The sequence below is a fragment of the Streptomyces sp. NPDC043746 genome, assembly GCF_056436485.1.
The window spans coordinates 356,887-382,218 of the sequence record NZ_JBWKCM010000004.1 but is presented as its reverse complement, the minus strand read 5'-3'; the positions used below and the strand labels follow the sequence as shown (position 1 = coordinate 382,218).

The 25,332-nt window shown below is 72.7% G+C and carries 19 protein-coding genes and 2 pseudogenes; 12 read left to right on the top strand and 9 right to left on the bottom strand.

Going from position 1 to position 25,332, the window contains the following annotated elements:
* The coding region (locus AC0682_RS07335; RefSeq protein ID WP_478531467.1) for a DUF4118 domain-containing protein at positions 1-1,874 on the top strand (1,874 nt) is incomplete at its 5' end.
* 87 nt (positions 1,875-1,961) lie between these two features.
* Here AC0682_RS07335 and AC0682_RS07330 read toward each other — a convergent pair.
* The gene (locus AC0682_RS07330) at positions 1,962-2,375 is read right to left on the bottom strand and encodes an ArsR/SmtB family transcription factor (RefSeq protein ID WP_478531465.1); all 414 of its coding nucleotides are present in this window, start codon (positions 2,373-2,375) and stop codon (positions 1,962-1,964) included.
* A 94-nt stretch (positions 2,376-2,469) separates the two neighbouring features.
* Here AC0682_RS07330 and AC0682_RS07325 point away from each other — a divergent pair, with 94 nt between their 5' ends.
* The 3 genes from AC0682_RS07325 (at position 2,470) to AC0682_RS07315 (ending at position 6,783) form a co-directional block, all read left to right on the top strand.
* On the top strand, positions 2,470-4,446 hold the full coding sequence (locus AC0682_RS07325; protein WP_478531463.1) for a heavy metal translocating P-type ATPase: 1,977 nt from the start codon (positions 2,470-2,472) through the stop codon (positions 4,444-4,446).
* A gap of 320 nt (positions 4,447-4,766) precedes the next feature.
* Entirely contained in the window at positions 4,767-6,101 is a 1,335-nt protein-coding gene (locus tag AC0682_RS07320; protein WP_478531461.1) for a TrkH family potassium uptake protein, read from the top strand.
* Positions 6,094-6,783 (top strand): potassium channel family protein, encoded by a 690-nt coding sequence (locus AC0682_RS07315; RefSeq protein WP_478531459.1) that lies wholly within the window; start codon positions 6,094-6,096, stop codon positions 6,781-6,783. Before AC0682_RS07320 ends, AC0682_RS07315 begins: the two co-directional genes overlap by 8 nt.
* 53 nt (positions 6,784-6,836) lie before the next feature.
* Here AC0682_RS07315 and AC0682_RS07310 read toward each other — a convergent pair whose 3' ends face one another.
* A complete protein-coding gene (locus AC0682_RS07310; RefSeq protein WP_478531457.1) occupies positions 6,837-7,361 on the bottom strand; it encodes a GbsR/MarR family transcriptional regulator in 525 nt (174 codons plus the stop codon).
* Positions 7,362-7,485: 124 nt separating this feature from the next.
* Here AC0682_RS07310 and AC0682_RS07305 point away from each other — a divergent pair, with 124 nt between their 5' ends.
* The 8 genes and pseudogenes from AC0682_RS07305 to AC0682_RS07270 form a co-directional block, all read left to right on the top strand.
* Complete coding sequence (locus AC0682_RS07305; protein WP_478531456.1) at positions 7,486-8,466, top strand: ABC transporter ATP-binding protein; 981 nt, start codon at positions 7,486-7,488, stop codon at positions 8,464-8,466.
* A complete protein-coding gene (locus tag AC0682_RS07300) occupies positions 8,463-10,109 on the top strand; it encodes an ABC transporter permease (RefSeq protein ID WP_478531454.1) in 1,647 nt (548 codons plus the stop codon). Before AC0682_RS07305 ends, AC0682_RS07300 begins: the two co-directional genes overlap by 4 nt.
* A 459-nt stretch (positions 10,110-10,568) precedes the next feature.
* Entirely contained in the window at positions 10,569-11,585 is a 1,017-nt protein-coding gene (locus AC0682_RS07295) for a LacI family DNA-binding transcriptional regulator (protein ID WP_478531452.1), read from the top strand.
* Complete coding sequence (locus tag AC0682_RS07290) at positions 11,582-13,243, top strand: sugar ABC transporter ATP-binding protein (protein WP_478531450.1); 1,662 nt, start codon at positions 11,582-11,584, stop codon at positions 13,241-13,243. The genes AC0682_RS07295 and AC0682_RS07290 overlap by 4 nt, the downstream gene beginning before the upstream one ends.
* Entirely contained in the window at positions 13,233-15,188 is a 1,956-nt protein-coding gene (locus AC0682_RS07285) for an ABC transporter permease/substrate-binding protein (protein ID WP_478531448.1), read from the top strand. The genes AC0682_RS07290 and AC0682_RS07285 overlap by 11 nt, the downstream gene beginning before the upstream one ends.
* A 49-nt stretch (positions 15,189-15,237) precedes the next feature.
* A complete protein-coding gene (locus tag AC0682_RS07280) occupies positions 15,238-16,218 on the top strand; it encodes a ribokinase (protein ID WP_478531447.1) in 981 nt (326 codons plus the stop codon).
* Positions 16,215-16,602: pseudogene (gene rbsD, locus AC0682_RS07275) on the top strand (D-ribose pyranase). Before AC0682_RS07280 ends, rbsD begins: the two are co-directional and overlap by 4 nt.
* 481 nt (positions 16,603-17,083) lie before the next feature.
* Positions 17,084-17,641 (top strand): annotated as a pseudogene (locus AC0682_RS07270) (VWA-like domain-containing protein); the annotation flags it as partial.
* Between the two features lie 97 nt (positions 17,642-17,738).
* Here AC0682_RS07270 and AC0682_RS07265 read toward each other — a convergent pair.
* The 7 genes from AC0682_RS07265 to AC0682_RS07235 all read right to left on the bottom strand — a co-directional run bounded on the left by AC0682_RS07265 (position 17,739) and on the right by AC0682_RS07235 (position 25,285).
* A complete protein-coding gene (locus AC0682_RS07265; protein ID WP_478531446.1) occupies positions 17,739-18,659 on the bottom strand; it encodes a phosphotransferase family protein in 921 nt (306 codons plus the stop codon).
* Between the two features lie 410 nt (positions 18,660-19,069).
* Positions 19,070-19,906 carry an N-formylglutamate amidohydrolase gene (locus AC0682_RS07260; RefSeq protein WP_478531444.1) on the bottom strand — a complete coding sequence of 279 codons (837 nt, stop codon included), beginning with the start codon at positions 19,904-19,906 and terminating at the stop codon, positions 19,070-19,072.
* Positions 19,907-19,962: 56 nt separating this feature from the next.
* A complete protein-coding gene (sph, locus tag AC0682_RS07255; protein WP_478531442.1) occupies positions 19,963-20,952 on the bottom strand; it encodes a sphingomyelin phosphodiesterase in 990 nt (329 codons plus the stop codon).
* 158 nt (positions 20,953-21,110) lie between these two features.
* Positions 21,111-21,767, bottom strand: coding sequence for a class F sortase (locus tag AC0682_RS07250; protein WP_478531440.1), 657 nt, complete (start codon positions 21,765-21,767; stop codon positions 21,111-21,113).
* 90 nt (positions 21,768-21,857) lie between these two features.
* A complete protein-coding gene (locus tag AC0682_RS07245; protein WP_478531438.1) occupies positions 21,858-22,319 on the bottom strand; it encodes a hypothetical protein in 462 nt (153 codons plus the stop codon).
* 280 nt (positions 22,320-22,599) lie between these two features.
* Positions 22,600-24,558: a sensor histidine kinase gene (locus AC0682_RS07240; RefSeq protein ID WP_478531436.1), complete on the bottom strand. Its 1,959-nt coding sequence runs from the start codon at positions 24,556-24,558 to the stop codon at positions 22,600-22,602.
* Positions 24,551-25,285 carry a response regulator transcription factor gene (locus AC0682_RS07235; protein WP_478531434.1) on the bottom strand — a complete coding sequence of 245 codons (735 nt, stop codon included), beginning with the start codon at positions 25,283-25,285 and terminating at the stop codon, positions 24,551-24,553. Before AC0682_RS07235 ends, AC0682_RS07240 begins: the two co-directional genes overlap by 8 nt.
* Positions 25,286-25,332: the final 47 nt, after the last annotated feature.

Here is a 25,332-nt window from a genome sequence, read left to right as displayed (position 1 = left end):
ACGACATCCGCACCCCCTGGCAGGCCCGCGAACGCATCGTCGTCGGCCTCACCGGCGGACCCGAGGGCCGCACCCTCATCCGCCGGGCCGCACGGCTCGCGGAGAAGGGCGCGGGGGGCGAGGTGCTGGCCGTCTACATCGCCGCGAGCGACGGGCTGAAGGCCGTGTCGCCGGGGGAACTGGCCGTCCAGCGCACCCTGGTCGAGGGCCTCGGCGGGACGTTCCACCACGTCATCGGAGAGGACGTGCCCGCCGCGCTGCTGGACTTCGCCCGCGGGGTCAACGCCACGCAGATCGTCCTGGGCGTCAGCCGCCGCAGGGCGTGGCAGTACCTCCTCGGGCCCGGGGTCAGCGCCACGGTCGCCCGTGATTCGGGTCCCGACCTCGACGTCCACATCGTCACCCACTCCGCCGCAGCGAAGGGGCGCGGGTTGCCGATCGCCCGGGGCGCCCGGCTCGGGCGGGCCCGGATCGCAGGGGGCTGGCTCGTCGGTACCGTGGGGCCCGCCCTTCTCACCCTGCTGCTCAGAACGGTCGTTCCCGATCTCGGGCTCGCCAACGACATGCTGCTCTTCCTCACCCTCACGGTGGCGGCGGCGCTGCTCGGTGGCCTGCTGCCTGCCCTCGGCTCGGCCGCCGTCGGCTGCCTGCTGCTGAACTACTTCTTCACCACGCCCCTCCACGGGTTCACGATCGCCGACCCGAAGAACATCGTCGCCATCATCGTCTTCTTCTGTGTGGCCGTGTCCGTCGCCTCCGTCGTCGACCTGGCGGCCCGCCGCACCCATCAGGCCGCCCGGCTGCGCGCCGAGTCGGAGATCCTCTCCTTCCTCGCGGGCAGCATTCTGCGGGGTGAGAAGTCCCTCGACGCTCTGCTCGAACGGCTCCGGGAGACCTTCGCCATGGACTGTGTGGCGCTGTTGGAGCGAGAGGGCGAGCTGGAGCCCTGGTCGTCCGTGGCGGCGGTCGGCGGCCCTCCCGTCGCCCGCCCCGAGGACGCCGACGTCGACATCCCCGTAGGGGCCGACCTGGCCCTGGTCCTGAGCGGCCGCGCGCTGCGTGCCGAGGACCGCCGGGTGCTGGGCGCCTTCGCCGCCCAGGCCGCCGTGGCCCTGGACCGGCAGCGCCTGGTCGGCCAGGCGGAGGACGCGCGGAAGCTGGCGGAGAGCGACCGCTTCCGTACGGCGCTGCTCGCCGCGGTCAGCCATGACCTCCGCACACCGCTGGCGGGTATCAAGGCCTCGGTGACCTCGCTGCGTTCCCACGACGTGGCCTGGTCGGAGGCCGACCGCGAGACTCTGCTCGAAGGGATCGAGGAGGGCGCCGACCGGCTGTCCGCCCTGATCGGCAACCTCCTGGACATGTCCCGCCTCAACACGGGCACGGTGGTACCGCTGATCAGGGAGACGGACCTGGACGAGGTCGTCCCCATGGCGCTCGGCGGGATCCCCGAGGGGGGCGTCGAACTGGACATCCCGGAGACCCTGCCCATGGTCGCCGTCGACCGCGGTCTGCTGGAACGCATCGTCGCCAACATCGTCGAGAACGCCGTCAAGTACAGCCCCGAAGGCCGCCCCGTCCTCGTCTCCGCCAGCAGCCTGCACGACCGCGTCGAACTGCGCGTGGTCGACCGGGGCCCCGGCGTCCCCGACGCTGCCAAGGAGCACATCTTCGAACCGTTCCAGCGCCTGGGAGACGCACCGCGAGGCGCCGGAGTGGGTCTGGGCCTCGCGGTCGCACGCGGCTTCACCGAGGCGATCGCGGCCACTCTCACCGCCGAGGACACACCCGGAGGTGGCCTCACCATGGTCCTCACCCTGCCGCGGACCACCGCCGGGCCACCGGCCACCCCCGTGGGCCGCAGTGGCGGGTGACCGTGTGGATACGGGCCGCGGGAAGGGGGCCCGCCTCCCGGCGCATACGGGTGGGTGAGGTCCTGTGGAAGCCTTCCGCCCGGGTGGCTAACGGCCCCCGGCCCGGGAGGCGGGTGTGGCGGGCACGTCCCGTTCGGCGGGCGCCGTCGGCGTGTCGCGGACACCCAGGCGCAGGTGTTCGACGTGGTAGAGGGCCTGCTCCAGGAGCTCGGCCACATGGTGGTCGTACAGGGCGTAGATGATCGACCGGCCGTGGCGTTCGCCGGCGACCAGGCCGAGGTTGCGCAGCAGTCGCAGCTGGTGGGAGCAGGCGGAGGCCTCCATGCCGACCGCGTCCGCGAGGTCGCCCACCGAGCTGGGGCCTTCCTGGAGCCGGGCGAGGATGTGCAGCCGGGACGGCGTGGCGAGGGCCTGGAGCGTCGCGGCGACGTCGGCGGCGCCGACCGTGTCGAGCCGCTCGCGGATGGTGGCGCTGTTCCTGGCGTCTGTTCCATGGCCCATGTCTGCATCATACCGATAACACATGAAGAACTGTTCAAGTGTTCCTGTATGGTGGCGGTGTTCCCCGTCCTCCGCCCTGAAGGGTCTCTTCGTCATGTCTTCTGTCGTGGATCAACGGCTCGCTCCGGCGGCCACCGGGACTTCGGAGCCGGTGCCGCAGAAGCGGCGCACCCGACTGCTGGCCCTGCCGGAGGCCCGGTGGGCACTGGCGTCGCTGGTGCTGTTCCTGCTCGCGCTTCCCGCGTATCTGCTGGACGCCCCGGTGTGGGTGTGGGGTCCGCTGTTCGCCGCGACCTACGTCACCGGCGGCTGGGAGCCGGGATGGGAGGGGCTCAAGGCTCTGGGGGGCAGAACGCTGGACGTGGACCTGCTGATGGTCGTCGCGGCGCTCGGTGCCGCAGCCATCGGGCAGGTCATGGACGGTGCGCTGCTGATCGTCATCTTCGCCACCTCCGGTGCCCTGGAGGCCGTCGCGACCGCCCGGACGGCCGACTCCGTACGAGGGCTGCTCGACCTCGCCCCCGCCACCGCGACCCGGCTGCGCGACGACGGCACCGAGGAGACGGTGGACGCGGAGCACCTCGCGGTCGGTGACGTGATCCTGGTGCGCCCCGGCGAGCGGGTCGGCGCCGACGGACAGGTCCTTGCCGGGACGGGCGATGTCGACCAGGCCACGATCACCGGCGAACCCCTGCCGGTCACCAAGCGCGTGGGGGACGAGGTGTTCGCCGGCACGGTGAACGGAACCGGTGCCCTGCGCGTGCGGGTCGAGCGCGATCCCGCGGACTCGGTGATCGCCCGGATCGTGAAGATGGTCGAGGAAGCCTCCCGGACCAAGGCGCCCACCCAGCTGTTCATCGAGAAGATCGAGCAGCGGTACTCGATCGGCATGGTCATCGCGACCTTGGCCGTCTTCGGTGTTCCGCTCGCCTTCGGGGACGACCTCCGGTCGGCGCTCCTGCGCGCGATGACGTTCATGATCGTGGCCTCACCGTGCGCGGTGGTCCTCTCGACGATGCCGCCGCTGCTGTCCGCGATCGCCAACGCCGGCCGGCACGGTGTGCTGGCCAAGTCCGCGGTGGTGATGGAGCGCCTGGGCCAGGTCGACGCGGTGGCGCTGGACAAGACCGGCACCCTGACCGAGGGCACCCCACGGGTCACCGACATCCGCCCGGAGCCCGCCTCCGGCCTGGACGAGGACACGTTGCTGGCACTGGCGGCCGCGGTCGAGCGGCCCAGCGAGCACCCCCTGGCCCGTTCCGTGGTCCAGGCCGCCCACGAGCGCGGCCTCGCCCCCGCCGAGGTGACCGACTTCGCCTCCACCCCCGGCGCCGGTGTGAGCGCCACGATCGCAGGCTCCACCGTCCAGGTCGGGTCCCCGGCCCACCTCGCCCCCACCGGCCGACCGGGCGTGGACGCCGACATCCGGGCGCTGGAGAGCGAGGGCCGCACCGCCGTACTGGTCCTGTGCGACGGTGCTCCCGTCGGCGTGCTGGGCATCGCCGACCGCCTGCGCCCGGACGCGAGGGCCACGGTGGCAGCGCTCACCGAACTCACCGGCCGGACCCCCGTCCTGCTGACCGGTGACAACGAGCCCGCCGCCCGCCGCCTGGCCGCCGAGGTGGGCATCACCGACGTGCGCGCCGGCCTCCTCCCGCAGGACAAGGTCGCCGCAGTACGGGAGTGGGAGGCGCAGGGCCTGCGGGTACTGGTCGTCGGCGACGGTGTCAACGACGCCCCGGCCCTGGCTGCCGCGCACACCGGCATCGCCATGGGCAAGGCCGGCTCCGACCTCGCTCTGGAGACCGCCGATGCCGTCGTCGTACGGGACGAACTCGCCGCCATCCCCGCCGTCGTGGCCCTGTCCCGGAGAGCTCGCCGCCTCGTCCTGCAGAACCTGGCCATCGCCGGGACCTTCATCGGCGCTCTGGTCGCCTGGGACCTGATCGGCACGCTCCCGCTCCCGCTCGGCGTCGCCGGACACGAGGGTTCCACCGTCATCGTCGGACTCAACGGCCTGCGCCTCCTGCGCGAAGCGGCCTGGCCCCGCGGGGCCGGACAGGGGCTCTGACCTCAAGGCCGCCGCGGTGCCCACCGCGGCGGCACGCCACGGTGCGATCCGTCCGGGCCCTCCCACGGCGGCGAGGCCACCGCGCCGCTCGGCCGTCCACTTCTGAGAAGTCGTCCCCGCGGACCGCCCGGCGCATGCGACGCCGACCGCCGGTCTCGCGCGGTACCGGGGAGCTTGGCGCCCGCCCGGGCAGCACGCTGTGAGCCGGTGCACGCCGGCGAGCCGACGGCTGGTCCCGATGTCGCCGGTGGGTCCGCGATTGTCTATCGTCTACCAGTGCGAACATTTCTGGCGGCCCCCCTCGGAGCGGAGGGCCTGACGTGGTGAGGCCCCGCCTCCGGCATCCGGCGCAGGCGGTCGTGGTCGGCTTCGCCTCGGCGATCGCGGTCGGCACCGCCCTGCTGATGCTGCCGGTGGCCAAGGCGGGGCCGGGGGGCGCCGGACTGGTGGAGGCCTTGTTCACCTCCACCTCCGCGGTCTGCGTGACCGGTCTGATCGTGGTCGACACCCCCGGGTACTGGACCGGCTTCGGCCAGGCGGTCATTCTGGGGCTCATCCAGGTGGGCGGCTTCGGCATCATGACCTTCGCCTCCCTCCTGGTTCTGCTGGTCTCCCACCGCATGGGCCTCAAGGCGCGCATGAAGGCAGCCGCGGAGACGAAGACCCTGGGGCTCGGAGACGTCCGTTCGGTGGTGACCGGAGTGGTCAAGGTCAGCCTCCTGCTGGAGGCCGTGACCGCCCTGGCGCTGACGCTCAGGTTCGCCACCGCCTACGAGGAGCCCTGGCCCCGGGCGGTGTGGCTCGGTGTCTTCCACGCGGTCTCCGCCTTCAACAACGCGGGATTCGCCCTCTACTCCGACAGCCTGATGGGGTTCGTCACCGATCCGTGGGTCTGCCTGCCGATCGCCGCGGCCGTCATCGCCGGGGGCCTGGGCTTCCCCGTCCTGTTCGAGCTGCGCCGCCGGTTCCGCAAACCCCGCGGCTGGTCGCTGCACACCAAGATCGTGTTGTGGGCCACCGGTGTCTTCCTGGTCGGCGGCAGCGTCTTCATCACCATGATCGAGTGGTCCAATCCGGCCACTCTGGGCCACTTGGACACCCCGGGGAAGCTGTTGGCCGGGTTCTTCCAGGGAGTCATGCCGCGTACGGCCGGATTCAACAGCATCGACACCTCCCAGATGAACCCGGCGAGCTGGCTGGGCACGGACGTGCTCATGTTCATCGGCGGCGCGAGCGCGGGCACCGCCGGTGGCATCAAGGTCACCACCTTCGCCGTGCTGTTCTTCGTCATATACGCCGAGATCCGCGGCGAGGGCGCGGTCAACATCTTCCACCGGCGTCTCCACGGCGACCTCCAGCGCCAGGCCCTCACCGTGGTCCTGCTGTCCGTCGCGGCCGTCGCCGTCACCACCGTGACCTTCATGGTCTTCTCCGACCACACCCTGGACGAGTCCCTGTTCGAGGTCACCTCCGCGTTCGCCACCGTCGGCCTCTCCACCGGCATCACCGCCGATCTGGCTCCCGGGCTGCAGCTGCTGCTGATCGCGCTGATGTTCATCGGCCGGCTCGGCCCCATCACCGTCGCCTCCGCGCTTGCCCTGCGCAGCCGCCACCGCCTGTACGACCTCCCCGAGGAGAGACCCATCATTGGCTAGGAAGTCCACCCCCAAGAAACGCCGCACGGGCCCGCGGGGCTCCGTGGCCGTCATCGGCCTGGGCCGCTTCGGCCGCGCGCTGGCCCTGGAGCTGGTCGACGAGGACACCGAGGTGCTCGGTATCGACGAGAGCGCGGAAGCGGTCCAGGCCCTCTCCGGCGCCCTCACCCATGTCGTACGGGCGGACTCCACCAAGGAGGACGTCCTGCGGCAGCTGGGTGTCCACGAGTTCGACCGTGCCGTCGTCGCCATCGGCACCGACCTCGAAGCGAGCATCCTCACCGCCTCGCTGCTGGTCTCCTTCGGTATCGAGAGCGTCTGGGCCAAGGCCATCAGCGAGGCCCACGGGCGCATCCTCACGCAGCTCGGCGTCCACCACGTCGTCTATCCCGAGCACGACATGGGGCAGCGCGTCGCCCACCTCGTACGGGGGCGCATGCTCGACTACATCGAGTTCGAGGACGACTTCGCCATGGTCAAGACCAGCCCACCGGCGGACATCGTCGGGCTGCCCCTGTCCAACAGCGCCGTCCGTTCCCGCTTCGGCGTCACGGTCGTCGCGATCAAACGCCCCGGCGAGGGCTTCACCTACGCCACCGCCGAAACCGTCGTCGAGGCGGACGACACCATCATCGTGGCCGGACGGACCCGAGCGACCGAACGGTTCAGCGAGCTCCAGTAGGGCGACCGGGCCCTGCCCGTCCGGTTCGGCGGAGGCGGCGTCGGGCCGGGCGGTCAGCGGTCCGAATCCCGTGCCCTGCGCGCCTCCCAGCGGTCCATCAGCAACCCGAACTCCTTCTCGAGGAACTCGAAGAACTCCAGGGTGTCGTTGATCCTGCGCCCCTGAGGGGTGTGCGGCCCGAAGTGGTCCACACCCTCCCGCATGGTCGCCTGCCAGCTTCTCAGCACGGCTTCGCGCTCCATCAGGGCGCTGTGCCACTGGTCGCCCCGGACGCGGTAGCGCTCACGCCGCGAACCGGGTTCCCTCTCCCGGCTGACCATGTTGACCTGGGCGAGATGGCGGACGGCACCGGACACGGCCGCGGGACTGACCTTCAGCCGCTCGCCCAGTTCGGCGGAGGTCAGGGCGCCGTCGTCCGAGGCGAGCAGCGCCGCGAAGACCCGGGCGGGCATACGCGCCATACCCGCCTCGACGAGCTGGGCGGCGAAGCGCTCGACGAACCGGGAGGCGGCGGATGCGCCGTCGTCGGTCCGCCGGTCGGCATCATCCGCCCGGCCGTCGTGCTGCCGCTCACCCATCGTGTGGCTCCGTTCCTCGTGTTCCCTGCGCGCCGCGGCTTCCGCCTTCCCGTCAGAGCCTACCGAGTTATTCATACGCTTCCTTAACTTCACAAAGTTCTGAAGTGAGCGTACGTTCGGCGTCATGACCAAGGCAATCGCTGTGGCCGGACTGCACAAGTCGTTCGGCCCGACCCAGGCACTCGACGGCCTCGACCTCGACGTCGACGAAGGCGAGGTGCACGGCTTCCTCGGGCCCAACGGCGCGGGCAAGTCCACCACGATCCGCATCCTGCTCGGGCTGCTGCGGGGAGACTCGGGCTCCGCCCGGCTCCTGGGCGGCGACCCTTGGCGGGAGGCGGTCGCCCTGCACCGGAGGCTCGCCTACGTACCCGGTGACGTCGAGCTGTGGCCCACCCTCACCGGAGGGGAGGCGATCGACCTCCTGTCGAAGCTCCGCGGCGGTCTCGACCGACGGCGACGCGATGAGCTGGTGGAGCGGTTCGACCTGGATCCGACCAAGAAGGGCCGCGCCTACTCCAAGGGCAACCGGCAGAAGGTCGCCATCGTCGCGGCACTCGCCTCCGACGCCGAACTCCTGCTCCTGGACGAGCCGACGGCGGGCCTCGACCCGCTCATGGAGGCCGTCTTCCAGGACGTCATCCTCCAGGCGAAGGCCGCCGGCCGGACCGTGCTGCTGTCCAGCCACATCCTGGCCCAGGTCGAGAAGCTCTGCGACCGCGTCAGCATCATCCGGCAAGGACGCAACGTCCAGTCGGGCACCCTGGCCGAGATGCGCCATCTGACCCGTACGACGGTGGAGGCCGAGACCGAGCGTACGGCCGTCGGACTCGACGCCCTGCCCGGCGTCCACGGTGTCCGGGTGCGCGGCGGCCAGGTCAGCTTCGCCGTCGACGGCGTACACCTCGGGGCCGCGCTCCGCGAGCTCGGCGCCTTCGGTATCCGCGGCCTGGTCAGCCATCCGCCGACCCTGGAGGAGCTGATGCTCCGTCACTACGGTGGCGAACGCGCTGCCGGCGGCGACGCCGCATGCTCCGGCGGTGCCGAGAGCCCTGGTGCCGGGAAGAACGCACCGGCCCGCGACGGTGACGAGGCCGCCCGATGACCGCCGCCGCCACCCAGGTCCGGGCGACCGCCCTGCCTGGCGCCGACGGGTTCGCCGGCACCGCGGCCCTCACCCGGTTCGCCCTGCGCAGGGACCGCGTGCGCCTCTCCGTCTGGCTGTCGGCCCTCACCCTCGGCACCCTCGCCACCGCGGCCCAGTACGAGGCCCTGTACCCCGCCGCCGAGGACCGGGCCGGGGTTGCCGCCCTCATGGACAGTCCCGCCGCGCTGGCGATGACCGGTCCGCGCCACTACCTGTCGGACTACGGTGTCGGCGCGATGCTCGGGCACCAGCTGCTCGGCTTCACGGCCGTGCTGGTCGGTCTGATGAGCGTTCTGATCGTCGTCCGGCACACGCGGAACGAGGAGGAGACCGGCCGGGCCGAGCTGGTGCGTTCCACCGTCGTCGGGCGCCACGCCCAACTGGCCTCCGCGCTGGTCGTCGCGGCCCTCGCCAACATCGCTCTCGCCGCCCTGCTGGCGCTGGCCCTGATCTCGGCGGGGATCGACCGGATCAGCACCGGTGAGGCCTTGCTGTACGGGCTGGCCCACGCGGCGATCGGTCTCGTCTTCGCCGGTGTGGCGGCGGCCACCGCGCAGCTGACCGCCCACTCCCGGGGTGCCTCGGGTGCGGCGCTGGCACTGATCGGGGTCTCCTACGTGCTGCGCGCCTCCGGCGACGTCGGCAACGAGTTCCTGTCCTGGCTGACGCCGATCGGCTGGGTCCAGCGCACCTACGTCTTCGTCGACAACCGCTGGTGGCCTCTGCTGCTGTGCCTGGCGTCGGCCGTGCTGGCCGCCGCCGGCGGCTTCGCGCTGAGCACCCGGCGCGATGTCGGCGCGGGACTCAGGCCTGCACGGCTCGGACGCCGTACCGCCTCCGAGGCCCTCGCCAGTCCCTTCGGCTTCGCCCTGCGGCTGCATCGGACGACCCTGCTGGGCTTCGGCGCGGGGCTGTTCGTGATGGGCGTCATGTACGGCTCCATCCTCGGCGACGCCGCCGACATGGTGAAGGGTGTCGAGCAGCTCCAGGAGGCTCTGGCGCGGATCGGCGGGAGTTCCGTCGCCGAGTCGTTCGCCTCGATGGTGATGGTCGTCATCGCCGTCGTCGGCGCCGTCTACGTGGTGATGGCCTCGCTGCGACCGAGGGCCGAGGAGAACGCGGGCCGAGCCGAGCCGCTGCTGGCCACCGGCCTCTCGCGCGACCGGTGGCTGGTCAGCCATGTCGGCGTCGCCGTGGTCGGCGGCACGGCACTGCTCCTCGCCGCAGGGCTGGGCTTCGGCATCGCCGGCGCGGCGTCCACCGGCGACGGCGGTCTCGTGGGTCAGCTGGCGGTGTCGGCCGCGGTCCATGCTCCCGCGCTGTGGGTGACGGCAGGGGTGGCTGTCGCGCTCTTCGGCTGGTTTCCCCGGGCCGGTGCCGCGGCCTGGACCGTACCGGCGTACGCGTTCGTCGTCGGATACCTCGGCCCGATGCTGGGGCTCCCCGACTGGATGAACAGCCTGTCGCCCTTCGGGCACGTGCCCCGGCTCCCGGCCGCCCCGATGAGCTGGACCCCCCTCCTGGTCCTCACCGCGGTCGCGGCCGGACTGGTCCTCCTGGGCATGGCCGGCTTCCGGCGCCGCGACCTGGAGGTCAAGTGAGCGACGCGCCGGACCGAACCGGCTGAAGCGGCGGCGGCGGGGCACCGCCGCTCCCGGCCCCCGGCGACCGAAGGAGACGCCGGGGGCCGGGAGTCCTCATCGGGCACATTCGGGCACACGGGGCCCGCATGAGCGATCGCCGGCCCGTGCCCCGGGGCCGGGGGACGCGCGAGCGAACGCCGTGCCGGCCGCCGGAGGCCTCCAGGCTCGGTCGTCGTCCTCGCTCGGTCGTCGTCCTCCGCGTTCCTGGTCACCACACCTCCGGCATCCCGCACGGTCCTCTTCGGAGCCGGTCCTGCCTCACCCGTCACGATCCGGTCTCGGACTCGGATCGGGGACTTGTCTTCGGCTGTGTAATCGATTCCAATCGTGGCTGTAATCGATTCCACGGCGTCGGGCGATCGGACCGCCCGCCCCTGGTTTCGAGGTGTACGGAATCCACAAGGAGGTGGTCCGGACATGGCGAGCATCAAGGATGTCGCGGCCCAGGCGGGGGTCTCCGTCGCCACGGTCTCGCGGGTGCTGAACAGCCATCCGTCCGTCAGCGAGGAGGCGCGCACCCGCGTGCTCGCCGCCGTCGACGCCCTCGGCTACCGGCCCAACGCCGTGGCCCGATCGCTGCGCACCGCGCAGACCCGGACGCTGGGCCTGGTCATCAGTGACGTACTGAACCCCTACTTCACCGAGCTGGCCCGGTTCGTCGAGGAGGAGGCGCGGGCGCTCGGCTACAGCGTCATCATCGGCAACGCCGACGAGCGGCCCGAACTCCAGGACCACCACATCCGCACCCTCATCGACCGCAGGATCGACGGGCTGCTCGTCTCGCCCGCCGACGGGGGCTCCCCGCTGATGCGGGAGGTGGCCCTGAGCGGTACGCCGATGGTCTTCGTGGACCGCTGGCTGCCGGGGATCGACGTCCCCGTCGTCCGGGCCGACGGCACGGGGGCGGTCAGGGACCTGGTGGCGCATCTGCACGGGCTCGGCCACCGCAGGCTCGCGATCATCGCCGGGCCCGCGGCGACCACCACCGGCAACGAGCGCGTCGAGGCGTTCCGGGAGGCCCTGCGGGGGCTGGGGCTCGTGCTGCCCGACGCCTACATCGGGCACGGCGACTTCCAGGCCGCCAGCGGGCGGCGGGCCACCGAGCGCTTCCTGGCCCTGGCCGAGCCGCCCGAGGCCGTGTTCGCCGCCGACAACCTCATGGCCCTCGGCGCGCTCGACGCGATCCGGGCCCGGGGGCTGCGGGTCCCCGACGACATCGCGCTCGCCGCCTTCGACGACATTCCGTGGTTCGTCCACACGGACCCGCCGGTCACGGCCATCGCCCAGCCGGTCGCGGACCTCGCGCGCGCCGCCGTCCGCGCGCTGGCCGACCTGATCGAGGGACGGACCCCGCAGTCCGTCACCCTGCCCGCCCGTCTCGTCGTCCGCCGCTCGTGCGGCGAGGACACGACCGACCAGAGGAGCACCCGGTGACCGCATCGGAGGACCGACCGGAGCGAGGGGCGCCGGGGGACGGGCCGGAGCCGACGGCGACCACTCCGGACGAGCAGCCGGCTCCCCGCCCCGACGGGCGATCGGCTGTCCACCCCGACGAGTTGCTGCGCGTCGAAGGGCTGCGCAAGACCTTCCCCGGTGTCGTGGCGCTCGACAACGTCGACTTCGACCTGCGCCGAGGCGAGGTCCATGTCCTGCTCGGTGAGAACGGCGCCGGGAAGAGCACCCTCATCAAGATGCTCTCCGGCGCCTACCGCCCCGACCGCGGCCGCATCCTCGCCGAGGGCCGCGAGGTGCGCATCGACGACGCCCAGGCCGCCGAACGGCTCGGGATCGCCACCATCTACCAGGAGTTCAACCTGGTCCCCGACCTGACGGTGGCCGAGAACATCTACCTCGGCCGGCAGCCGCGCCGCTTCGGGCTCGTCGACCACCGGCGGATGCGTGCGGAGGCGGAGAAGCTGCTGCGCCGGGTCGGTGTGGACGTGCGGCCCGATGCCAAGGTCCGCGAACTGGGCATCGCCCGGCTCCAGATGGTCGAGATCGCCAAGGCGCTCAGTCTCGACGCCCGCGTGCTCATCATGGACGAGCCGACCGCCGTGCTCACCGCGGAAGAGGTGGACAGACTCTTCGCCATCGTCCGGCAGTTGCGTGCGGACGGCGTCGGAATCGTCTTCATCACCCACCACTTGGAGGAGATCGCCGCACTCGGTGACCGCGTCACCGTCCTGCGCGACGGCCGCAGCATCGACCAGGTGCCCGCATCCACCCCCGAGGGCCGGCTCGTCCAGCTCATGGTCGGTCGGAGCATCGAGCAGCAGTATCCGCGTGAACGCCCCGATGGCGGTGAGGTGTTGCTCTCCGTGCGGGGGCTGACCCGCAGCGGTGTCTTCCACGACATCAGTTTCGACGTGCACGCCGGTGAGGTCGTGGGTCTCGCCGGTCTCGTCGGCGCCGGTCGTACGGAGGTGGCGCGCGCGGTGTTCGGCGCGGACCCGTACGACGCGGGCACCGTCGACGTACGGGGGCAGCGCCTCGCCCGGCACGACGTGCCCGCCGCGATGGGCGCCGGGATAGGCCTCGTGCCGGAGGACCGCAAGGGGCAGGGGCTCGTCCTGGACGCCTCCGTACAGGAGAACCTCGGTCTGGTCACCCTGCGCTCCGCCACCCGCTCCGGGCTGGTGGACCTCAAGGCGCAGCGTACGGCGGCCGACCGCATCGCCCAGCAGCTCGGCGTCCGCATGTCCGGTCTCGGACAGCACGTCCGTACGCTCTCCGGCGGCAATCAGCAGAAGGTCGTCATCGGCAAGTGGCTGCTGGCCGACACCCGGGTGCTGATCCTGGACGAACCCACCCGGGGCATCGACGTCGGCGCCAAGGTCGAGATCTACCGGCTCGTCAACGAACTCACCGCGTCCGGCCACGCCGTCCTGATGATCTCCAGCGACCTGCCCGAGGTCCTCGGCATGAGCGACCGGGTGCTGGTCATGGCCCAGGGCCGGATCGCCGGTGAACTCACCGCCGAACAGGCCACCCAGGACGCCGTCATGGCCCTCGCGGTCTCCACCGCCGCGGCGGACGCGAACGACCACCCGGCACCGAAGAAGGAAGAAGAGGAGGGCCACCGTGGCCACTGAGACACTCACGAGTGGCACGGGCGCGGGGGGCACGTCCGTGATACGCCGCGTCCTGCTCGACAACGGCGCGCTGAGTGCGCTGGTCGTCCTGGTGGTGGCGATGTCGCTGCTCTCCGGCGACTTCCTGACCACCCAGAACCTGCTGAACGTCGGGGTGCAGGCGGCCGTCACCGCGATCCTCGCGTTCGGCGTCACCTTCGTCATCGTCTCGGCGGGCATCGACCTGTCCGTCGGGTCGGTGGCGGCCCTCTCCGCCACGGTCCTGGCCTGGTCGGCCACGTCCGCCGGGGTACCGGTCGTCCTCGCGGTGATCCTCGCGGTCGTCACCGGCATCGCCTGCGGCATGGTGAACGGCGCCCTCGTCTCGTACGGCAGACTCCCGCCGTTCATCGCGACGCTGGCCATGCTCTCGATCGCCCGCGGCCTCTCGCTCGTCATCTCGCAGGGCAGCCCGATCGCGTTCCCCGAATCCGTCTCACGGCTCGGCGACACGCTCGGCGGCCGACTCCCCGTCCCGGTCCTCGTGATGATCGCGATGGGGCTGCTCACCGCGCTGATCCTGGGCCGCACCTTCATCGGCCGCTCGATGTACGCGATCGGCGGCAACGAGGAGGCGGCCCGGCTCTCCGGCCTCCGTGTCAAGCGCCAGAAGATCGTCATCTACGCGCTCTCCGGCCTCTTCGCCGCCGTCGCGGGGATCGTCCTGGCCTCGCGCCTCGTCTCCGCCCAGCCGCAGGCCGCCCAGGGGTACGAACTCGACGCCATCGCGGCCGTCGTCATCGGCGGCGCCAGCCTGGCCGGCGGCGTCGGCAAGGCGTCCGGCACCCTGATCGGCGCGCTCATCCTCGCCGTGCTCCGCAACGGCCTCAACCTCCTCTCGGTCTCCGCGTTCTGGCAGCAGGTCGTCATCGGCGTCGTCATCGCGCTCGCGGTCCTCCTCGACACGCTGCGCCGCAAGGCCGGTTCGGGTGCGGCGTCCTCGGCCGGGACCGCGCCCGGCGCCCCGGGAGCGGGGCGCAGGGGAGTGTTCAGGTTCGCCGGAGCGGCGCTCGCCGTGGCGCTCGTCGTCGGAGGCATGTCGTACGTCAACTCCGGTTCCTCCGGCGGCACTACGAAGGTGGGTATGTCCCTCTCGACGCTCAACAACCCCTTCTTCGTGCAGGTGAGGGAAGGCGCGCAGGCGGAGGCGGAGAAGGCGGGCATCGACCTCACCGTCACCGACGCCCAGAACGACGCCTCGCAGCAGGCCAACCAGCTCCAGAACTTCACCGGTTCGGCGGTCTCCTCCATCATCGTCAACCCGGTCGACTCCGACGCCGTCGGCCCGGGCGTCCGCAGCGCCAACCAGGCCGGCATCCCGGTGATCGCCGCCGACCGCGGTGTGAACAAGGCCGACACCGCCACCCTCGTCGCCTCCGACAACGTGGCGGGCGGCAGGCTCGCCGCCGACGCGCTGGCCGACAAGCTCGGCGGCAAGGGAAGGATCGCCATCCTCCAAGGCACGGCGGGCACCTCCGCCAGCCGCGAGCGCGGCGCGGGCTTCGCCGAAGGGCTCAAGGCCTACCCGGGCATCGAGGTGGTCGCCCAGCAGCCCGCGGACTTCGACCGCACCAAGGGCCTGGACGTCATGACCAACCTGATCCAGTCCCACCCGGACATCTCCGGCGTCTTCGCGGAGAACGACGAGATGGCGCTCGGCGCGGTCAAGGCGCTCGGCGGCAGGGCCGGGAAGTCCGTCCCGGTCGTCGGTTTCGACGGCACCCCGGACGGCCTGAAGGCGGTAGAGGCCGGGACGCTCTACGCCTCGGTGGCCCAGCAGCCCAGCGAACTCGGCCGGATCGCCGTGCGGAACGCCGTCAAGGCCGCGAAGGGTGACACGGTGGAGAAGACGGTGAAGGTACCGGTCAAGGTGGTCACGCGCGAGAACGTGGCCGACTTCTCCTGACCCGCCGCGTCGCCCCGGCCCCCAACGACGAGAGCAGGAAGCAGGAAGCATGCACGACAACGCCCCCGACGACCGGCATCGGTACGACATCCTGGTCGTCGGCTCGGCCAACGCCGACCTGGTGATCGGCGTCGAGCGCCGCCCCGCCCCCGGCGAGACGGTCCTCGGCTCCGACCTGGCCGTCCACCCGGGCGGCAAGGGCGCCAACCAGGCAGTCGCGGCAGCCCGGTTGGGGGCCCGTACGGCGTTGCTCGCGCGGGTCGGTGACGACGACCACGGTCGACTGCTGCTGGAGAGCCAGCGCGCGGCGGGCGTGGACACCGACGGCGTCCTGGTCGGCGGAGCCCCGACCGGCGTCGCCCTGATCACCGTGGACCCCTCGGGCGACAACAGCATCGTGGTCTCCCCGGGCGCCAACGGCCGACTCACCCCCGAGGACGTCCGCGCGGCCGCCCCGCTGCTCGCCGCCGCCCGGGTCGTCTCCGTACAACTGGAGATTCCCCTGGAGACGGTCGCGGAGACAGTGCGCGGCCTGCCCGCCGGGGCCCGTCTCGTCCTCAACCCGTCCCCGCCCGCCCCGCTCCCCGGTGAGGTGCTGGCCGCCTGCGACCCGCTGGTGGTCAACGAGCACGAGGCGCGGTTCATCCTGGGCGAGGGCGAGGGCGAGGGCGAGGGCGAGGGCGAGGGCGAGGGCGAGGGCGAGGGCGAGGCGGGAGAGACCCCGCACGACTGGGCGCCTGCCCTGCTCGCGCTCGGCCCGCGCTCGGTGGTGATCACGCTGGGCGCGCAGGGGGCGCTGGTGGCCGACAGCCGGACGGACTCCCCGGACCACCTGGTCTGCCCGAAGGTCGAGGCCGTCGACACCACGGGGGCCGGGGACGCGTTCACGGCGGCCCTGGCGTGGCGGCTGGGCCGGGGAGACGACCTGCGCGAGGCGGCGGCCTTCGCCGTACGGGTGGGGGCGGCGGCGGTCACGTCACGCGGGGCGCAGGAGTCGTTCCCGACACGGGACGAGGTCGACGCGCTGTGAAGAGGTCGGGCATCCTCAACCGGCACCTGGCGGGCGCGATCGCCGGACTCGGCCATGGCGACGGGGTGCTGGTCTGCGACGCGGGTATGCCGATCCCGCCCGGCCCACGCGTGGTCGACCTCGCCTTCCGGGCCGGGACCCCGTCGTTCGCGGAGGTCGTGGAGGGGCTCCTCGACGAGCTGGTGGTGGAGGGCGCGACGGCCGCCGAGGAGATCCGCGACGCCAACCCCGCAGGCCGCGGCGCTCCTGGACGGCTACTTCCCCGGGCCGGAACGGGTCCCGCACGGCGAGCTGAAGGCGCGTACGGCGGCGGCCCGCCTCGTCGTACGGACGGGGGAGGCCCGGCCCTACGCCAACGTGCTGCGGTGCGGGGTGTTCTTCTGAGGGAGCGGGACGACGGCGGTACGGGAGAAGGCCGCGCCCTGATCCGTGGAAGGCGTTCCCAGGGGATCAAGGGGCTCTGAGAGGGGCGGTTCGGCGTGTTCTTCGTCCCGGCCCCGGCGCTCGCGCTCAGCCGTTCCGGTACGGCGACGGGCACAGCCACCGCGACGTCCGGGCCGACGACGGCCTGAGTGGGCCGGCTGCCCTCACCGGTGCGGGCACGCGGCGCGTACGGGTCGCGGACGATCCCGGGGTCGGGCGCACCGTCCCAGTGCGCCTCACCGGGGGAGGGCCGCCGACCCGGGGGAGGCGGGAAGGGCCGGCCGTACGCCTCCCGCGCATCGGCGGGCCTGTCCTCCGGCGCCCTGCGCAGCAGATGCAGGACGAGGGCCGCCGGCGCGGCCGGCACCGCGTCGTACACCTGCGGCACTCCCGGATGCCTGATCTTCGCGGTGATACGGGCCTCGTGACGGAAGCGCTTCGCGGCGCGGGGGAGGACTACACCTACGGCCGCCCGTCGCGACGTTCCACCGGACTGCCCGGCATCGTCCTGCCGGGCCTGCGCCGCAGACCGCCCCGGGTCTCCGTCGTCATCGACACGTCCGGCTCGGTCAGCGACGCCGAACTGGGCAGCGCTCTCCTGGAGGTCGCCGCCATCTCCCGTGCGGTGGGCGGCCGCCGTGACCTGGTCGCCGTCCTCGCCTGCGACGCGGCGATCCGGGTCGTCCACCCGCTGTGCCGGGCGGAGGGCATCCCGTTGGTGGGCGGTGGCGGCACGGACCTGCGGACGGGCTTCGCCAGGGCCCCGCGGGCACACCCCCGCCCCGACGCCATCGTGATCCTGACCGACGGACAGACACCCTGGCCGGCCGCGCAACCGGCGTGCCGGACGGTCGTCGGTCTGTTCCCGAGGGACCACAGGCGCCGCTCCTGGGACGAGGACGACCCCGACCACCTCCCTCGCCGACCGCCGGGGTGGGCGCGGGTGGTGGAGATCGGGTGGGTCGTCGGCTGCCACCCCAGGCCACGACCGGCGGGATAGCGGCACGCCGGTGCGGTCCGGTAGGGGACAAGGTGGTGCCAGGCCCCGGAGACCGGCTCCGAGCCGCCGAGCGAGACCGGAAGAGAAGGAAACGAGCTCAGCTGATCCGCACGAGCGCCCTGCGGAGAAAGGCGTCGCGGCGCTCTTCGAGGACCGGGCCGTCGAGGTCGGGGCGTCCCTGGTCCTGGATCGCGGACACGAACCCGGCCATGCGGGGTGGTGTGCTGAGAGCGGCGACGATGTCCCAGTACGCCAGGTCCCCGACCGCGTCCCGGCCTGTGGCGTCGAGGTAGCCGGCCAGCACCGGATCGGCGTGCTCGGGCCCGAACATCAGGGCGGCGTCCAGGCGGATCGAGGCGATGTCGAGCCCCGGCTGGCCGGTACCGGCGCAGTCCCAGTCCACGAACGCGGTGAGCCTCGTCCCGGTCCACAGCGTGTTGCCCTGCCACAGATCCCCGTGGACGAGCACGGACTCCTGCTCGTCCTTCGTGTGTCCGGCGATCAGTTCCTCGGCCGCCGTCAGGAGGCTGCTCGAACCGTGCTCCCGGCGTTCGGCCGCGAAGTCCTCCAGTTCGATCGGCCGGGTCCGGTGCGGCAGGTGGCCGAGCGAACTGCCCGGTACGCGGTGCAGCGTCGCGGTGGCCGCGCCGTACTCCCGTAGCCGCCCGGGTGGCGGTACGACCGGGATGCGGCTCGTTCCCTCGACGACCGTGCTCAGCATCGCGAGGGCGCCGCACTCCTCACCGGTCAGGTCGTGCGCGATCAGTGCGGACGTGGGTATGCCGTGGTCGCGCGCCGCGTCGAGCACCGCCGCCTCGACGCGGAACGACTCGCGCTGCTGTGCGTTCCGCGCGTCCCCGACGCGCAGGACGGCGGCGGTCCCGTCGTCGAGTCGCACCAGCCAGGGGCTGCGTCCCTCGCGCAGGCCGACCACGTCGGCCACCGCTGCCCTCATGCGCCCCGGCCGTGTCAGCTGCCCAACAGCCCAGTCCATCAGCAGTTCTGGAAGGTCGCTCATAGCCCCGAGCATAGGGCCTGCCCAGGACGGAGCCGTTGCCGTCGGCCAGGGCCCGGAGTCGGGGAACATCCGAGCCTGCCGCGTAGGGCTGTCCGCCTTCTTTGGCCGGCCGCTCCCGGCGGCCTGCGGCCCTGTCGGTGCGGCCGGGCACGTACGGCGCACGCATGCGGTTCGGGCGACGCGTCAGAGCGGTCGCACGTCCAGCGACGCCCAGACGGTCTTCCCCGGGCCGTCGGTGCGAGGGATCCAGCCCCATCGGTCGGTGAGGGCGGCCACGAGGAGCGACCCTCGGCCGCTCTTGCGGGTGCCACCGGGACCGGCTGGGAACTTCAGCGGGGAACTCGACGCCGTCATCGCCGACGGCGAGCCGGCAGGCAGCGGACGGGTCACCGTCAACGACGGGGCGGTGTTCAGGTCCACCGGGTGTCAGGACTGGAGGAAGGCCGACTGAGCGCCCCCACCAGCTCAGCCAGCGCCCCCGCCAGCGCGTCGAGCCCCGGGCCCGCGGGCCCGCCCGGCTCGGTCATGTACGTGTCGCGGCGGATCTCGATCATCAGGGCCGTGACGCGGGAGTCCGTACCGTAGTGCTTCAGCGGGACGTACGTACCGGCGAACGGGCTGTCGAGGCCCGTGGAGCCGAAGCCTGCGAACACCTTCTCCGCGAGCGCGCGCAGCTGGGGCGGGGTGTGGAACGGGTCGGTGCCCAGGCAGATCGCCGGACGGGGGCCGGCGCCGTGGAGTTCGTACGGGAGAGGCGCGGTCGGGTACGAGTGGACGTCGACGACCACCGCGCGGCCCGTGGCGGCGATCCGGGCGTCGACCGCCTCCGTCATCGCGTGCGCGTACGGGTGGAAGTACCGTTCCAGCAGCGACTGTTGGTCGATGTCCGGTGCGCGCAGCGGTTCGCGGTGGGTGGTGCGGGTGTAGACCGCGCCCATGCCCACGGAGCGCATCTCCTCGCGGTCGTCGGGGAACCGCTCGGGGTCGACGACCAGGCGGGAGAGGGCGTTGACGAAGCGCCAGGGGCGGGCGGCGGCGCACACGGCCGAATCGGCTGCCCGGGACGCCAGTTCGGCCGTGTGCGCGTCGGTGATGTGGTCGAGCTCCCGCTCCAGGGCGCTGTCGTCCAGGACGATCCCGCCGCGCACCGCCTCCGGGATGGTCCGCGACCCGTGCGGTACGTGGAGCAGTACCGGCGAGTCGGGGCTGCCGGGGTGGAGGCGGAACGACTGGGGTGCGGGGCTCATGGAGCGGGTCCTTCACGGGTGGGCCGGAGAGAACCCCGATTGTCCCACCCGGGCGGTCAGTTGGCGGAGCCGATCACCGGGTAGTGGTCGGAGAGGTTGGTGTAGGTGTAGTTCTTGCCCCAGCTGGAGACTGTCCACGGGGCGCTCTGCTCCTTGATCACGTCGTTGTTCCAGCCCGTCGGCTTCGCGTGCCCGGCGCGGTGGAGGACGTGGTCGAGGTCCTCGCGGGGGTCGTTCGGGTAGCGCTCGGAGGCGATCGAGTTGTCGCGGGTGTCGAAGGAGTAGCGGTGGCCCGTCTTGGTGTCCGGTGCGACCAGGTCCGCGTCCCTGAGGAAGGAGGCGTACTCGGCGGAGTGGCTGTCCACGTTGAAGTCACCCGCCACGACGACCTGTTCGGAGGCGGGTATCTTCTTGGCGTCCAGGAAGGCGTCCATCGCCCTGAACTGGCGGCTGCGCATCGTGGCAGCCTCGCCCGCCGAACACCCCGGGTCGGTGGACTGGGCGTGGGTGCCCACGACATGGACGCGAGTGCCGTTGACGTTCAGCACGACATAGGCGAAGCCCTTGTTGGACCACCAGTCGGCACCGCAGGCGTCCTTGTAGACGTACTGCTCCTTGCGGACGATCGGCCACTTGCTCAGGATCGTGACGCCGCCGTCCTCCGGAGTCGTCGCCGAGTACGAACCGCCGGTGGCGTCCCAGCCGCTCTTGCTCCGGCCGACCACCGGGGTCTGGTACGGGTACTGGGCGGCGGAGTTCCGCAGCAGGGCGTCGGAGGCCCCGTTGTCGAACGCCTCCTGGATCACCACCACGTCGTTGCCCCGGAAGAAGGACGTCTTCGGGATCTCGGCCGCCCGGTGATCCTGGCCCCAGTTGGGGTACAGGCTCTTGCTGAACAGGAACGCGTTGTACGAGAGCACCCGCAGCGAGGGGGTGTCGGCGGTGGTGGCCGCCGTGGCCGAGGGTGCGTTCACGGCCATGGGGACGGCGGCGAGCGCGGCGGTGAGGGCCATGGCGGAAAGGCGGCGGAAAGCGGAGTGCGGCACGAGGTCTCCTGCTGAAGTGAGTGGGGGCGTACCGGGGTGCACCCATCAAAGCAGCGGCAGTTACCCACGGGTAGACATCGGATGCCAGGAGTCTGTCCGGCTCGCTGCCATCTGGATTCGGCCAAAGATCGACTCGACCCGACCCGGTTCGCCCCGGCTCAGCTCGGCTCGGCGTAGACGATCAGGTTGTCCACCGGGTGTCCCTCGTCGTCGAACGCGCCGTCGCAGGTGATCAGCCGCAGCGTGCTGCCCGCGGTGGCGCCGTAGACGCGCTCGGTGGGGAACGCCTTCTTGTTCACCGTCTCCTTGCCCGTCACGGTGAAGCTCCGCGACGTGCCGTCGCCGCCCCGGACGAGCACCTCGGCGCCCTTGGCGATGTCCTTGAGGTCGTGGAAGACGGCCCGGCCGAAGCGGGTGTCGTTGTGGCCGATCAGGACGGCGGGGCCCGGGCGGCCGGGAACGGCCCCGCCGGTGTACCAGCCCGCCGTCATGCCCTGCTCGGCGGGCGGGACCTCGACCGTGCCGTCCGGGTTGAGCCCCAGGCGTATGAGGGAGCTGCGGATCTTGAGGGAGGGGATGGAGACCTGGGTGGGGGGCGCGTCCGAGGCCGGTGCGTCTGCCGCGTTGTCGGTGGTGGCGGTTCCGCCCGAGGAGGCCGGGTGGGGGGTCGCGGTGGCCTGCGGTGCCGTGGACGTGGCGGGTGAGGGCGACGGTCCCGCGCAGGCCGTCAGGGCGGCGCAGGCCACCAGCGCGGTCACCAGTGCGGCCGTTCCGGGGCGGTGGCGGTGGCGGAGGAGGGAGGGGCGGGCGTGCATGAGGAGGCTCCAGGGGCACCACCGGGCGCGGCGCCGCCCCGGTGCGGGACGGCGCCACGCCCGGTGTCAGGGGTGGGTGTTGGCGGCTGGTCAGCCGTTGCGGCGGCGCAGCACGAGGGTGCCCGCGCCCGCGAGCAGCGCGAGGCCGGCCGCCGTGCCCGCGAGGGCCGTGGCGCCGGTGGAGTCGGTGCCCGCCGGGCGTTCGCCGGCCGCCACACCGCCACGGGGGGCGGCCTCCGGCTTGGCGGCGGCCTCCTTGGCGGCCCTGTCCTCGGCCGTGGCGCCCTTGTCGGAGACGGGAGCCGGGCGGTCGCCCGCCGCTACGCCGCCACGGGGCGCGGCGGAGGGGCGGGCCTCCTTCGGCGCGGTCCTGGCCGCCTCGGCTGCCTTCTGCCGCTCCGGCGACACTTCCGGGGCGCTCTCGGCGGGCGCCGACGGCTTCGGGGTCGCGTCGGCGAAGGCGGCGGTGGTCGGGATCAGCACCGCACCGGCCGCAAGGGCGGCGAGCACGGTGGTGCGCAGGGTGAGGCGGGCGGTGGTCGCAGCTGTCATACGGATGGCTCCATTTCCTCTGCCGCCCCGCGGCGGGCCGGGTGCCGGTGTGCACCGGGTGCGGGGCTGGGAGCCAGGCTGCCGGGGAGATATGAGGAAGCTGTCAGGACTCTGTGGTCATCCCATCAGGCACCGGCCGGGCCCCTGTCAGGGCACCTGACCGCCCCTGCCAGGGACATCCGCCCCAGCCCCTGTCGGGGGCATCTGCCTCGGCCCCCTGCCCGGCCCCCTGCGAGGGCACCTGCCCGGCCCCCTGCCAGGGCACCTGCCCGGGCCCCTGTCAGGGCGTCGGCGCAGGGCCCGGGAGGCGGATGACGAACACCGAGCCCTCCCCCTCCGTGCTGACCGCGCCCGCCGTCCCGCCATGGGCCTCGGCCAGCTTCCGGACGATGGCGAGCCCGAGCCCGCTGCCTCCCGTACGGCGGCTGCGGGACTTCTCCGCACGCCAGAAGCGGTCGAAGACGTACGGGAGATCCTCGGCCGGTATACCGGTCCCGGTGTCCGCCACCTCGATCACCACGCCCCCCGACCCCGCATCGGACCCGGACCCGCCCCCGCCGCCGGACGCGCGGAGCGTCACCGTCCCGCCCGCCGGAGTGTGCCGTACGGCGTTGGAGACCAGGTTCCCCACCGCCTGCCGCAGCCGCACCGGGTCCGCCGCCACCTCGGGCGCCGACTCCTGCGCCGCCACCCTCAGCGTGACCTCCGCCGTCTCCGCACGGGCCTGGTGGGCGGCGGCGACCTGGCCCAACAGCTCCCCGACGCGCAGCGGTTCGGGGTGCAGCCGAAGCACGCCCGCGTCGGCGGCGGCCAGGTCCTGGAGGTCGTCGATGATGTGCTGGAGCTGCACCGCCTCCTCCAGGAGCGAGGAGACGAACGCCGGATCCGGGTCCGCCAGTCCGTCCTGGGCCGCCTCCAGCCAGCCCCGGATGTTGCTCAGCGGGGTCCGCAGCTCATGGGCCACATCGCTGACCATGGCCCGGCGCTGCTCCTCCAGGCGCGCCCGGTGCGCGGACATGTCGTTGAACGCGGCGGCCAGCCGGGCGATCTCGTCGTCCCCCGACACCGGGACGGAGGCGGACTCCTCGCCGTCCCGCATCCGCTGGGCGGCCCCGGTCAGCGCGTGCAGCGGGCGGACCAGCCGGGCGCCCGCGAGCACCGACGCCCCCACGGTCAGCGCCAGCACCAGCGCCGCCGCACCGGCGATCTTCGCGGTGTTGGCGGGGGAGAGGTCGAAGCCGGGCACCGTCACACCGCCCTCGTCACCGATGAACAGGAGCGCGGGCGACGCGACGTACGAACCGAGCTGCTCGCTGCGGGCCGTCCCCACGCACGAGGCGATGGCCCGGTCGTCCTCCCCGGTGAACTCCCGGGGAGGTTCGGCGACCGGGGCGGGACGGGCCTTGCGCGCCGCATCGTCCGCCACGGGAGTGGGCAGCGGGCCCGGCACGGGTACGGCGGGTACGGCGGCCCTCCCGCCCCAGAACAGGCGCTGGTCCAGCCGTACTCCTTCCCTTCCCTGGCGCTTGAGACAGGCGTCGGCCAGTCCGTTCAGCGCGTCGAACGCCCTGCGTTCCGTAGGGGTGGGCACGTCCAGGTCGGCGGCGTCGCACTTGGTGTCCAGGACCCGTTCGGGGGCGTTGCCCACCACCTGGACCCGGGGCCGCCCGCTCGCTCCCACGACCACGTCCGCGGCGATCCCCGACCGGTTCAGGCAGATCGCGTGCCGTTCGGCGAGCTTCCGCAGTTCCGTCCGTTCGGCCGTCGGCAGCAGGAACGGCCCCACCGCGCGCGGGTCGATCCGGTCGGCGGCCGTGCCCTGCCCCTCGGAGGACCGGGCGGCCAGGACGGTGTCCACGGAGAGCGGATCGACCACCGCGGAGGCCTGCGGCGGCAGGGCCGGCGGGACCTCGGCGGTGGCGGAGTCCGCGAGCGGTCGCCTGCTCTGGGTGGTCAGCGCGACGCGGCGGCCCGACTCCTCGGCCAACTTCCGTACGGTCGCGTCCACCCCGTCCCAGGTCGGGTTGCGGGCGGCATAGCCGAGCAGGGTGTCGTAGATCCGGGCGTCGGCGGTGAGGTTGCGGCCCTGCTCCTGACGGATCGCGCCCGAGGTGGTCTGCACGGCGAGCCAGGCGGTGGCGGCCACCGAACACGCGGCGACCAGCGCCGACACGCCCAGCAGCCGCCCCAGCAGACTCCGCCGCAACGGCACCCGGGAGCGGGCGCGGTCCCTACGCACGCCGTGCGGCCTTCGTCCCGGCCCGGTCCGGGTCGGTCAGCTTGTAGCCGACGCCGAAGACGGTGAGCAGGCGCACCGGCCGCCGGGGGGCGGGCTCGATCTTCTTGCGCAGGTTCATGACGTGCACGTCCACCGTCCTGTCGCTGATGTAGCGGTCGAAGCCGTGCAGTTCCTCCAGCAGCCGCTGCCGGCTGAACACCCGGTCGGGACCGGCCGCCAGCGCGGCCAGGATCCGGAACTCACCCCGGGTGCACTCCACCGGTTCACCGTCCACCGTCACCTCGTGCCGCTCCGGGTCGACCACCAGGCCGCCCACCCGCAGGACGGGGTCCTCGGCCGCCGGTGGCACGCCCCCCGGCCGCCGGGCGCGGCGCAGCAGCGTACGCACCCGGGCCATCAGCTCACGCGGGCTGTACGGCTTGGTCATGTAGTCGTCCGCGCCGAGGTCGAGCCCGAGCAGCAGATCGTCCTCGGTGGTCCGGGCGGTCAGCATCAGCACCGGCAGCTCCCGGGTCTCGGCACGCAGCACCCGCACCACGTCGAGCCCGTCCGCCCGAGGCATCATCACATCGAGAACCAGCAGGTCGGGTTCCCGGTGCCGGACGGCGTCGAGCGCGGCGAGCCCGTCGCCCACGACCCGTACGGCGTGTCCTTCCCGTTCCAGATAGCGGCGTACGAGTTCGGCCTGCTTCTCGTCGTCCTCGGCAACTATGACGTCTGCGCACACGCCCCCGATCGTAGAGCGGGGCTACAGTGCGAGGCCGGGGCGGGTTC